Annotated in this window: 10 protein-coding genes; 7 read left to right on the top strand and 3 right to left on the bottom strand. The window is 58.1% G+C overall.

Translation table 11 applies throughout. From position 1 onward, the window contains the following. Positions 1 to 16 precede the first annotated feature (16 nt). The 4 genes from G0Q00_RS10240 to G0Q00_RS15995 are packed head-to-tail and all read left to right on the top strand — an operon-like array spanning position 17 to position 4574. The gene (locus G0Q00_RS10240) at positions 17 to 1900 is read left to right on the top strand and encodes a hypothetical protein (protein WP_163038994.1); all 1884 of its coding nucleotides are present in this window, start codon (positions 17 to 19) and stop codon (positions 1898 to 1900) included. A gap of 9 nt (positions 1901 to 1909) precedes the next feature. Next, positions 1910 to 2467: an RNA polymerase sigma factor gene (locus G0Q00_RS10235; protein WP_163038992.1), complete on the top strand. Its 558-nt coding sequence runs from the start codon at positions 1910 to 1912 to the stop codon at positions 2465 to 2467. Then, complete coding sequence (locus G0Q00_RS10230) at positions 2464 to 3057, top strand: anti-sigma factor (protein WP_163038990.1); 594 nt, start codon at positions 2464 to 2466, stop codon at positions 3055 to 3057. Before G0Q00_RS10235 ends, G0Q00_RS10230 begins: the two co-directional genes overlap by 4 nt. Beyond that, complete coding sequence (locus tag G0Q00_RS15995; RefSeq protein ID WP_163038988.1) at positions 3054 to 4574, top strand: S8 family serine peptidase; 1521 nt, start codon at positions 3054 to 3056, stop codon at positions 4572 to 4574. Before G0Q00_RS10230 ends, G0Q00_RS15995 begins: the two co-directional genes overlap by 4 nt. Positions 4575 to 4829: 255 nt before the next feature. Here G0Q00_RS15995 and G0Q00_RS10220 read toward each other — a convergent pair whose 3' ends face one another. From G0Q00_RS10220 to G0Q00_RS10210, 3 genes are read right to left on the bottom strand one after another with little or no spacing between them, the layout of a single operon-like run. Next, on the bottom strand, positions 4830 to 5846 hold the full coding sequence (locus tag G0Q00_RS10220; protein WP_163038986.1) for an ABC transporter substrate-binding protein: 1017 nt from the start codon (positions 5844 to 5846) through the stop codon (positions 4830 to 4832). Next, positions 5816 to 7192, bottom strand: coding sequence for a sensor histidine kinase (locus tag G0Q00_RS10215; RefSeq protein ID WP_163038984.1), 1377 nt, complete (start codon positions 7190 to 7192; stop codon positions 5816 to 5818). The genes G0Q00_RS10220 and G0Q00_RS10215 overlap by 31 nt, the downstream gene beginning before the upstream one ends. Next, positions 7189 to 7854 carry a response regulator transcription factor gene (locus G0Q00_RS10210; RefSeq protein ID WP_163038982.1) on the bottom strand — a complete coding sequence of 222 codons (666 nt, stop codon included), beginning with the start codon at positions 7852 to 7854 and terminating at the stop codon, positions 7189 to 7191. The genes G0Q00_RS10215 and G0Q00_RS10210 overlap by 4 nt, the downstream gene beginning before the upstream one ends. Positions 7855 to 7972: 118 nt before the next feature. On the opposite strand from G0Q00_RS10210, the gene G0Q00_RS10205 reads away from it, so the two are divergent. From G0Q00_RS10205 to G0Q00_RS10195, 3 genes are all read left to right on the top strand, one after another. Further along, the gene (locus G0Q00_RS10205; RefSeq protein ID WP_163038980.1) at positions 7973 to 8953 is read left to right on the top strand and encodes a tripartite tricarboxylate transporter substrate binding protein; all 981 of its coding nucleotides are present in this window, start codon (positions 7973 to 7975) and stop codon (positions 8951 to 8953) included. A gap of 66 nt (positions 8954 to 9019) precedes the next feature. Continuing rightward, positions 9020 to 9502 carry a tripartite tricarboxylate transporter TctB family protein gene (locus G0Q00_RS10200; RefSeq protein ID WP_163038978.1) on the top strand — a complete coding sequence of 161 codons (483 nt, stop codon included), beginning with the start codon at positions 9020 to 9022 and terminating at the stop codon, positions 9500 to 9502. An 11-nt stretch (positions 9503 to 9513) separates the two neighbouring features. Further along, positions 9514 to 11028 carry a tripartite tricarboxylate transporter permease gene (locus G0Q00_RS10195; protein WP_163038976.1) on the top strand — a complete coding sequence of 505 codons (1515 nt, stop codon included), beginning with the start codon at positions 9514 to 9516 and terminating at the stop codon, positions 11026 to 11028. The last annotated feature ends 25 nt before the right edge of the window (positions 11029 to 11053 follow it).

The following is an 11053-nucleotide window of genomic DNA, read 5'->3' as shown; positions in this document are numbered from 1 at the left end:
AAACGCAAACGAGGGAATGTTGGTGAAAAGATATCGCGGGCAGAGAGCGGGTGGATTTGGGGCGTGGATCGCCGCACTGCTGATTTTTTTGCTGCCAGCAGAAGCACCCGCAAGCGATCATGTATCACTGGGTGATACGCAACCCGGCGAAATCCTGTTGATCGAGCTTGACCAATTGCTTCCTCTGACGCGGTTGAAAGTCGAGATAGACGGCGAACAGGTCTGGACCACTCTGGACCTGTCCGGCACAACGCTTCGTCTGAAGGTGCCCACAGATCTGACCGGAAATACGCATGAGATTGTGCTGTATGAAGAGACACCGCGCGGGGATGTTTTCATCGGCCGGTGGGAATTCACGCTTGTCGCGGCCGGTACCACAGAAGCCTATGTCGCCCTTCAGGCCGAAAGTGGAGTGGTGGGCAATCGCGATGAACACAAGGTCTATACCGGGTTCGGGGGGCGGCTGGATTTCGACATCCGGAATGGCCTTCTGCGTGGCGGTCTAAGCTTCTCGCGGGCGGCGTTGTCGGATCCTGTCACCGGCGAATACTACGCGATTGATGATCACTATCTGGAAACCCGACACACGGTGCTTGGCGGGAACCTGTTCCTGCGGTTGGGCTCGCATTACTACAACATGAACGGAAACCTGATTGACCAGGCGTCGCGCCGCGGGGTGTCTTTACGCTTCGTGGATGAAGCCAACCGGGACGAGGTCGCGGCGTTCGTTTTGCAACCCAGCCTGTCCACCAGCACGGAAAACCTGATCGGCGTGGACGACTGGAATGATCGGGTGTACGGGGCGACAACTCAGATCGCGCCGTTTTTGAACAGCGGTTTGCGCCTTGGTTTCACCGCCTATGATGGGCGGGCAGGGGATCTGCCCAACGGGTCGGTTGGCAGTGTTCGGGGCAAAGGTGTGTCGCTGTCCGCGCCTGTGTTCGGCGACAGGATGGATATCTTGTTGTCTGCGGACGAGACCGCGTGGTTTGATGGTGGCACATGGCGTTCAGGACAAGCGCTTGAAGCGGAACTGACAGTCCGTCTGACGCCGCCTGAAATTCCCGACGCATTATCGCTTGGTCTGGGCTATTCGCAGATTGATCAGGATTTCCATTCGCCGCTCAACCCGAACCTGATCGTCGGAGAACGGGCCAAACGGGTTGAAGTGGATTATGCGGGCCATGAATGGAGCTGGGCCCTTGGGGCCGAACAGGCCCGGACAAATGAGGGTGGAAGCCCAGACCAAGCCGTGGATCGCCTGACCCGTCTGTCCTTTGAAACAACATACGCCCCGGATGTGTTCACCGGCGGATTTCTGAACGGGGCAAGGTTCTATTTCTCGTCCGAACTGTTTGTGCAGGAACGGCTCGAGACCCCACTGGGCGCCTTGCCAGAGCAGGATCACCAACTGGCCTCGTTTAACGTCGGAATGAACAAATTCACTGAACGCGGCAGCTATGCGGTGCTCTACAGCTATGAGGATCTGGACTATCTCTCGTCCCCGGATGGGGACGAAATCGCGCATGGGCTTGAGTTTCTGGCCTCGGTTGCGCCCAATGATCGGCTTGACGCAACGGTGCAGCTGAACCTTCGGCACCATACTTCGACACTCGGAAAATTCTGGGAGGCGCGCGCCGCCGCCAGCCTGAACTACACGCTTGTACCCGGCCTCTGGGACTATGCATTTGAAGCTGGGATCGTAGAGTATAGCGACGGCGCGGATGAGAACGCCCGCTATCTGCGTCAAGAGCTCGGTTTGACACTGATCGAGGATCATTCGCTTGTCTTCAGCGCAGAATATATGAGGGGTGATTGGTCAAGAAGGATGCTTGACGGGGATGGTTGGCTATTCGGTATTGCCCTGCGCAGCGATCTTCGACACATCGTATATCGGTAAGGTGCGGATATGAAAGAGGCAGATCTGAAATCTTTGATCCACCGGATCGGGGCGGGGGAAAAGAACGCCATTGAAGCGCTTTATCGCCATATGGAGCAACCCCTTTACAGATTTATCAACATTAAATTGAACGATCCGTTCCTCTCGGCCGACATACTACAAGACGTGTTTTTAGATGTATGGAAAGGGGCGGCCGCTTTTGAAGGGCGATCTGCTGTTAAGACGTGGATGTTTTCGATTGCGTACCGAAAGGTGATTGATGTGTTTCGCAAGAATGCACGTCTGACCATATCTGATGATCTTCCCGAACAGGTGGATGACGCGCCAAGCGCGGTGGCACATATCGCGGCTGCGGAAGATGCGGCGCATTTGCGGATCTGCTTGGACGGTTTGAAACCCGACCATCGTGACGCCATCGAATTGGCGTTCTACGAGGACATGGGCTATCGTGAAATCGCCGAGATTACCGCAGTTCCTGAAGGGACCATCAAGACCCGTATTTTCCATGCCAAAAAGTTGTTGTTGCACTGCCTACAGGGCAGAATGAATGCAAAGGTGGCGTTATGAGTGAGCAAGTAGACCGTCAGCATATCCTCGAGCTGTTGCCCTTTTGGGTCAACGGAACCCTGTCGCCAGAAGAGCGGGGCATGGTCGAGGCCGCAATGGAGCAAGACCCGACCCTTCGGCAGGAAGCCGAGATGCTTGCCCTCATCCGCGCAACGGTGAAAGAGCAGCCCGAGATGCAGAGCCCCGGAGAGTTGGGTCTAGCCCGGCTTCGGCGTGTCATCGAAGAAGATCCACAGCAAGTTCTGGACGGGCGATCCAGAGCGCGGCGCTATATTCTGTCGTTTTCAAGCGGTCTGGCGGCAGCGCTTGCTTTGCTTGCCGTGCTCGGCAACTTTCGCGCGTCGGAAGACGTCTATGAACTGGCCTCGTCCAGCGACGACGCGGCAAATATTGTTGTGATGTTTCGGCCAGATGTAACGCAGGCCTCGATGTCATCTCTTTTGCAGATGCATGATCTGGTGATCGTCGACGGCCCGTCTGCGATCGGCCTTTACCGGCTGTCTCCGCTTGATCCGGACACCGATCTGGCGCTGCTGGCCGGGGTGCTGCGGTCAGAAACCGAAATTTTCGAAACTGTGGATCTTCCGTGAAGCGCCTTGCCCTTGCTTTTGCCCTGATTGCCATCACACTCTTTGGTGTCGTTCCAAGCGCACAGGCGCAGCAGGGCAATTGCGTGCTGCCCGGCGACATACTTGATGTGCCCACCCCAGGTTTCCTACGGAATGCGACACCCAATTTGAGAACGCGGGTAAATGGCACATTGTTGCCCGCCACGTTGATTTCGCACACTACCAGCCGCATTCGTGTCAGGCTGCCGTTGTCCGGATTGCCTTACTCGGTTCAGTTTCACATCGTTCATGTCGAACCCAACGGGTCGACCAAGGTCGTCGCTTCGGCGCGAGTTTGTGATGATCCGAATGGAGGAGGCAGCGTGACCGGGCCGGGCGGCGGTGGAGGCTCGGGTCGGGGTGCCGGGTTAGGGCAGGGCCTTTTTCTGAGGACGCCCAATGGTCAGCCCCTTGTTCGGGCCACCCGGCATGAAGTGGCCGCACCAAGTGGCGGGCCAGAATATCTTCTGATCGGGTCCAGCGAAGAAATGGCCCGGGCCCAGACCATGATGTCTCGTGAAGGCGTGTCCATCCTGCGCAACACCTCTCTTGGGGCTCTGGGCGCGCGGATGTCTGCGGTGGATCTGAACGGACGCCTGTCACTTGCCGAGCTACGGTCTCGTTTGGCCCGGCAGCGCATTTCCGTGATCGTCGACAAACATTCAGTGTATGGGGCCGCCAAGGGGCGCACCGCTTACGCCAACCAGCTTTTGGGTTTGGCGCCAGATACAGGCTGCAAGCTAAAACGCCCTGTCCGTGTTGGGCTGATCGATGGCCCGGTGGATACCTCAAACCCGGCATTGCGGGGCGTGTCCGTCAAATCGACCTCTGTCCTGTTTCCGCGTGACCGCACCGGTTCGGTCGATCATGCCACGGGCATCGTTGCCCTGATCAGCGGATTGGGAACGGATAAGCTGCCGCAGGGTATCAGCCCCGGAGCGGAAATTTTCTCGGTCGTGGCGTTTGCGCGCAACGGGGGGCGTTCGGTTGCGCGGCTGGAAAGCATTGCGCAAGGCCTGAATTGGATGGTCGAAAACAATGTCGACATCGTGAACATGTCCTTGGCCGGGGCGAAGAATGACAGCTTGGAAGACATTGTCAAAACCGTCGCCCGCAAGGGGCTGATTATGGTGGCGGCCACGGGGAATGGGGGGCGCGATGCTGTTGCATACCCCGCATCGGATCCGAACGTCATCGCAGTCACCGCGATTGATGCTAGCGAGCGGCTGTATAAACATGCCAATGGCGGCCCCGAGGTGGACTTCTCTGCGCCTGGTGTCGATCTGCTTTTGCCACGCGGGCGGGGTACAACCTTTGCCTCGGGCACCTCATATGCTGCGGCTTTTGCCACTGCGATCATCGCCCAGGAAGTCGCACGATCCGGTGGGCAACAGACGCGTCTTCTGAACGTTCTGCGTGAACGGTCTCGGGATCTCGGCCGTCCTGGAAAGGACAATCGGTTTGGCTGGGGACTGATCCAGGCAGACCCGTGCAACTAATTTCAAATTTATTTTGAACCCTCTCCCATCCTCAGCCGACAAACATATAGCGACGTTGTTTGTGTCGCTGCTGTTGCTTAGTGCGGTGCTGGAGTTTTGGTTAAATAGTGCGCGGTTACGTGGTGCCCTCCAGCGCCTGAGTATCTTGGGTTTGGCCTGCAAAGTTTGAAGTGATTGAGTTACGATTTCTGCATGGTCAGAGGGAGCGGTTGGTATCTATGATACCAACCGTGTACCTGTTGCCAGTGGGTATCCTTACTTCTGCAAGATGGCGCTTTCCCATTCCGACAGAAATGCGCGTTTCTTGAGCTGGTCCAAGAAGACAAGAAGGCCCGGGCCGATCCGGATGCGGTTTAAGGCAGCTTCATTCTGGCTGAGGTCAAGCGCGGGGTTGGTCAGAACCTGAGCGTCCTGCCCATGCGACCGTGTCATGAGGTGGTTCAAAAACAGGGCCGCAAGTTCAGACGACGGGGCATTGCTGGGGATCAACGCGGTGCGCAGCATGACAGTGGTAAAATCTGACGGCAGGATGATGGCGAACTCGTCCCGGTCTTCGCGGTTGATCGCATAACTTCCAAGGACGTTATAGGCGACAAGCAGATCACCGGATTTTACCGCGTCGATCATGTTGGACGAACAGCAGAAAAGCTGCGCATCCAGTGCGCCCATGACCTCGGTCAGGCGCCAATAGATTTCCGAAGCGCGCGTGTCCTGTGTGGCGAACAGATAGCCAAGGCCGGACTCGCGCACGTCATAGGTGCCGACGCGGCCCCGGAAAAGATCGGGGTGCTGACGCAACAGGTTGATCAGGTCGTTTCTGCTGTTGGGCAGGGGAAGATCGCCGAAACCCGATTTCGACACAACGATTGCCGCAGGTTCCTGCGTGAATGCGAACAGCATGTCGTTCCACACAGCCCAGTCGGGAAGCGCGCCAGTGGCTTCAGAAGTAAAGCGCTGAGCCAAGCCGTCATTCGCCAGTTTGGTTTGCAGGTCCATCGCGCTGGACACGGCGACGTCGAACGCCTTGCCTTCGTCAACGATGGCCTTTTGTAGCTCGGAGGAGCTGACCACCGTGTATTCGATGGACGTATCGGGGGCCGAAGCCAGGAAAGACGAGATCATCGGCTTGAAAAACGCGATGTCGGCGGTCGAGATGATCCGCAGTTCGCGCGTGCTGTCTTCTGGGCCAAACCGCGCGACCTCCTCCGCCTCGAAAGCGCTAGCCCATCCGGCCGCGAAGATCAGGACGATGGAAAGAGCAAACTGACGCATGCGCCGCCTCCTGGGTTGTTCGTGATGTGCAGGGTGCCGCCGTGGGCCTCGATCACCTCTTTCGCGATGGTCAGCCCAAGGCCAGAGCCAACGATATCTTGCGTGTTCGCCCCGCGTGCAAAGCGTTGCGGAAGCTTGTCCAACTCATCGGTTTGGAAGCCGGGCCCGGTGTCGTTGACGCAGATTTTTGCGCCGTCATCGGTGATGGTCAGCGCCACGTGGATTTCCGCGCCGGACGGCGAATATTTCACCGCGTTGTCCAACAGGTTGTGCAGCGCATTCTGCACCAGAATGGGGTCGCCCTTGATAACGGCAGTCTCGACCTCGGTCGCTTCAAGGGTGACGTCTTTCAGTTCCGAAGTCGGGCGCATGCGTTCGACGGTGTCCTGCACAAGGCGATGCAGGCTGATCTCTTCCCGCTCCAGGTGGTCCAGCCGGAACGTCACCATCGCATGGTCCAGAAGCTGCCCCGCCGTGCGCGAGCTGTCGTCGATGGCGCGGATCATCTCCCGCAGGGCTTTGCGGGTTTCCGGGTCGTCGGATTTTCGCTGAGCGACCTCGGCTTTGGTTCGGACAACTGCCAGCGGCGTGCGCACCCGGTGCGCGGCTTCCGCGATGAAATCCTCGGACCGCATCAGGGATTGCTGCAAGCGGCGCATGAACGAATTCAGCGAGGTGACCAGCGGTACCATCTCGGACGGGACGGGGGCCGCCACCGGGCGCAGATCTTTTGGCCCCCTGCGGGAAACCGAGCTTGTCAGTCGATCCAGCGGGCGGATCGTGCTGCGCGAGATAAGCGCCGCAAGCAAAACCGAAACAAGGAAGAATCCCGCCCCGATCCCCATCGACGTTCGCGAGATCCTTGCAAGCGCCCGTTTCTGCCCGGAAAGGGTCTGCGCGACCGAGACCTTCAGAAAGCTGCGACCAGTATCCGTCGACATGCGTCGTCTGACCGTTGCCACGCGGACCTCTTCACCAAGGAATATAGCTGATAGGTACGCTGGCGTTGCAGTGCCGTCCTCTTTCGCTTCCGGCAGATCGGCGTAACCACTCAGAAACTCGTCTTCAAGACGGACAGCATAGAACACCCGCTCGTCCGAGATACTGTCGAGCATAGATAGGGCAGAGTAGGGAAGGTCGATGCTGATCTCGCCGCCGCTCAGGCGCGCGCTGTCCAGAATGGACAGGGCAGAGGCCGTCAGCACATTGTCCTGACTTTCCTGCGCCACCTGCCGGGCCACAGATTGCACGACGAAATAGACAACAATCGCAAGAACGGCCGCACTTGCCAGCAACGACAGCATCAGCCTACGGCGAATGGAGCCATGTGCGACGGGTGTGCTCATGCGACCTCGAGCTTATAGCCAAGTCCGCGGATGGTCGTGATCTTCACGGTCGAAGCCTCAAGGTGACGTCGCAGCCGCCCAATATAGACCTCGATCGCGTTTTCGGTGACGTCTTCGTCATATGAAAACAGCCGGTCCACCAGCGTGGATTTCGAGAACACCTGTCCGGGCGCGTTGGCCAAAACTTCGAACAGACGCAGCTCGCGGGTGCGCAATTGGATGTCCTGATCGGGAAGTTTCAGCGTACCGGACAGCGAATCGAAGCGGAGATTTCCGAGGGTCAGAAGGTTCTGCGCGGCGCCTCCACGACGGCGCATGACCGCACGGCAACGTGCTTCGAGCTCGGAAAAATCGATGGGTTTGACCATGTAGTCATCCGCGCCAAGATCCAAAAGACCGACGCGATCTGCGACTTCTGAACGCGCAGTCAGGACGATGACCGGCGTGCTTTCTTCTTGCTTGCGATGCTGTGCCAGGAAGGTTCGCCCGTCGCCGTCTGGAAGCATAATATCCAGCAAAATCAAATCATAAGCGGTTGTGGCGGTGAAATCATGCCCGGTCTGAATGTCCGGCGCATGATCGACGACATGCCCATCCAGCACCAACCTGTCCACGACAGCTTCGGCTAGTTGTTCGTTATCTTCGATCAGCAAGAATCGCATGCAAGGTTTTCTCTTTTTGCTCGTATTTTTGTCGTGTCAGCTTTGTGTCAGCTTAGATTGTCACCCTCTTCCGACATGAGCGGCAAGTGTCGCCAATGTCAAATGGGAGGACATAAACATGAAATTCACATTGGGCCGTCGCGCCTTTATCGCTGCTGCTGCATCGCTCAGCCTTGCTGCCCCGGTTTTTGCAGACGGCCACAAGGTCGCTGACAGCATTCACTTTCTGATCCCCGGTGGCGCAGGTGGCGGCTGGGATGGCACCGCACGTGGAACCGGCGAAGCGCTGACCGGCGCTGGCTTGGTCGGCACCGCATCCTACGAAAACATGTCGGGCGGCGGCGGCGGTAAGGCTATCGGTTATCTGATCGAAAACGCAGACAGCCAGCACGGCACGCTGATGGTCAACTCGACCCCGATCGTGATCCGCTCGCTGACTGGTGTGTTCCCGCATAACTTCCGTGACCTGACGCTGGTCTCAGGCACCATCGGCGATTATGCCGCTTTGGTTGTTGGCAAGGACAGCTCGATCAACTCGATGGCGGACCTGCTGGCAGCTTATGACGCTGACGCATCCGGCACCGCGATCGGCGGTGGTTCGGTTCCCGGTGGTATGGACCACCTGGTTGCAGCCATGGTTATGGAAGCAGCTGGTAAGGACGCACTGAACGTGAAGTACATTCCGTACGACGCTGGCGGCAAAGCCATGGCAGCCCTGCTGTCGGGCGAGATCAAAGCCCTGTCGACCGGCTTCTCGGAAGCGGTCGCTTTGGCACAGGCCGGCGAAGTTAAGATCATCGGCGTGACTTCGGACGAGCGTGTGGACGCATACGGCGACGCGCCCACCATGAAGGAACAGGGCATCGACACCACCTTCGTCAATTGGCGCGGTTTCTTCGGGGCTCCTGGTCTGCCGGCCGACAAGCTGGCCATGTACCAAGAGGCCATCACCAAGATGTATGACACCCCGGAATGGGAAGCCGTGCGCGCCCGCAATGGCTGGGTAAACATCCACAACTCGGGTGATGACTTCAGAACCTTTCTGGAAGCACAGGAAAAGGTCATCGGCGATCTGATGAAGAAGCTGGGCTTCCTCTAAACCACTCACACAACACTGCGATCGGCCAGCCATTGGCCGGTCGCGACGCGACTAAGGGAGGGGAAAATGGCACTGGACCGCTGGGTTTCATTCATCATTCTGTGCGCCGCACTGGCCTATGGCTATGCCGCGTTTTTCACAATGGACGCGTCTTTGCCGCCGTTCATGCAGCGCAATCCGATCTGGCCAAGCACCTTTCCCAAGGTTCTCGCTATCCTGACGATTGCCACGTCGCTGTTCATTCTTCTGGGGTTTGAAAAATCCCCTGAAAGCGACCAAGAGCCAGACATCGATTACCGGCGCCTTGGGGACTATCATCTGGGTCAAGCGCTGGCGCTTCTGGGGCTGATGGTAGCCTATGCTCTGTTGTTGCGTCCGGCTGGTTTCCTGTTCGCGACCTTTGCTTTCCTGTCCTGTGGCGCCTTCGCTTTGGGTGAACGCAAGTTTCACATCCTGCTGCCCATCGCCGCCTTTGCCAGCTTCGTTGTCTGGTATCTGGTGGACGAGGTGCTGGGCATTTTCCTGCGCCCCTGGCCGTTTTTCATCTGAGGAGCTGAGACATGATCGAAGGACTTCTGATCGGCCTTAGCGCCGCATTCTCAATCCAAAACCTTCTGATGGTAATCGCGGGCTGTTTGATCGGTACGTTCATTGGCATGCTGCCGGGTCTGGGCCCGATGTCGATCATCGCCATCATGATCCCTGTCGCGATCACGATTGGTGATCCATCTGCCGCCATCATCCTTTTGGCCGGTGTGTATTACGGTGCCATTTTCGGCGGCTCGACCTCGTCTATCCTGCTGAACGCGCCGGGCGTAGCGGGGACCGTAGCATCAAGTTTCGATGGCTACCCAATGGCCCGAAAAGGGCAGGCCGGTAAGGCGCTGACCATTGCGGCCATTGCTTCGTTCGCAGGCGGCAGCATCGGTGCTCTGCTTCTGATGATCTTCGCCCCCATGTTGTCGACCGTCGCGCTGTTGTTCCATTCAGCCGAGTATTTCGCGCTGATGGTTGTCGGCCTGTCAGCCATCGCGGCCTTCGCGGGCACCGGCAACGTGGGTAAGGCGATCTTGATGACCTTGCTGGGGCTAGTCATGGCCACGGTGGGCGAAGGCGCCCTTTTCAACATGCCGCGCTTCACCATGGGGCTGATGGACCTGCAATCGGGCTTCAGCTTCATCACGCTGGCCATGGCGATGTTCGCCCTGCCCGAGGCACTGTTTCTGGTCCTGAATCCGAAACGCTCTGCTCAAGGTGCCAGCGGCAAGATCGAAAACCTGCGCATCACCCGCGAAGAGGGGCGCAAGATCGCCCCGGTCATTGGTCGCCAGTCGATCCAAGGCTTCTTCATTGGCGTGTTGCCGGGGGCAGGCGCGACCATCGCGTCGTTCCTTGGCTATGCGGTGGAACGCAACATCGCGACTAAGGAAGAGCAGGAAGAGTTCGGCAAGGGCGCCATCAAGGGGCTGGCCGCGCCAGAAACCGCGAACAACGCGGCCTGTACCGGATCGTTCGTCCCGCTTCTGACGCTGGGCATTCCCGGTTCGGGCACAACGGCAATCCTGTTGGGTGCACTGATCGCGCTGAACGTTACGCCGGGCCCGCGCCTGATGATCGACGAGCCGCAGATCTTCTGGGCAGTCATCATCTCGATGTATATCGGCAACCTAGTGCTGTTGATCCTGAACCTGCCGCTAATCCCTTACATTGCCAAAGTTCTGGCCATCCCGCGCAACTACCTGATCCCGTTCATCCTCTTCTTCACGTTGATGGGCAGCTATATCGGGCAGAACAACGCGACCGAGCTGTTGATCCTAGTCGGCATGGGCATCTGTGCGACGGTTTTGAAGTTCGCGGACTACCCGCTTGCACCGCTTCTGATCGGTTTCATTCTGGGTGGGATGTTGGAAGACAACTTCTCGCGTTCGATGCAGCTTTATGATGGGATCGGGTTTATCTTCGATCGTCCGATGACCCTTGGTCTGCTGGTGATCGCGGTTCTGCTGGTGGTTATTCCTAGCTTCCGCGCGCGCCGTGCGAAGGCCCGTCAAGAAGGTGTGGCTGAAGGTGATTGATGCGTATGTCACGTAAGTCGAAAGG

The sequence above is a fragment of the Aliiroseovarius sp. PrR006 genome, assembly GCF_010500215.1.
GTDB lineage: Bacteria > Pseudomonadota > Alphaproteobacteria > Rhodobacterales > Rhodobacteraceae > Aliiroseovarius.
This window is presented reverse-complemented; position numbering and strand designations above follow the sequence as displayed.

Bases quoted from the DNA above. Each gene is read 5' to 3' on its own strand.
- G0Q00_RS10240 (WP_163038994.1), top strand. From the start codon at position 17: ATGTTGGTGAAAAGATATCGCGGGCAGAGAGCGGGTGGATTTGGGGCG.
- G0Q00_RS10235 (WP_163038992.1), top strand. From the start codon at position 1,910: ATGAAAGAGGCAGATCTGAAATCTTTGATCCACCGGATCGGGGCGGGG.
- G0Q00_RS10230 (WP_163038990.1), top strand. From the start codon at position 2,464: ATGAGTGAGCAAGTAGACCGTCAGCATATCCTCGAGCTGTTGCCCTTT.
- G0Q00_RS10220 (WP_163038986.1), bottom strand. From the start codon at position 5,846: ATGCGTCAGTTTGCTCTTTCCATCGTCCTGATCTTCGCGGCCGGATGG.
- G0Q00_RS10215 (WP_163038984.1), bottom strand. From the start codon at position 7,192: ATGAGCACACCCGTCGCACATGGCTCCATTCGCCGTAGGCTGATGCTG.
- G0Q00_RS10210 (WP_163038982.1), bottom strand. From the start codon at position 7,854: ATGCGATTCTTGCTGATCGAAGATAACGAACAACTAGCCGAAGCTGTC.
- G0Q00_RS10205 (WP_163038980.1), top strand. From the start codon at position 7,973: ATGAAATTCACATTGGGCCGTCGCGCCTTTATCGCTGCTGCTGCATCG.
- G0Q00_RS10200 (WP_163038978.1), top strand. From the start codon at position 9,020: ATGGCACTGGACCGCTGGGTTTCATTCATCATTCTGTGCGCCGCACTG.
- G0Q00_RS10195 (WP_163038976.1), top strand. From the start codon at position 9,514: ATGATCGAAGGACTTCTGATCGGCCTTAGCGCCGCATTCTCAATCCAA.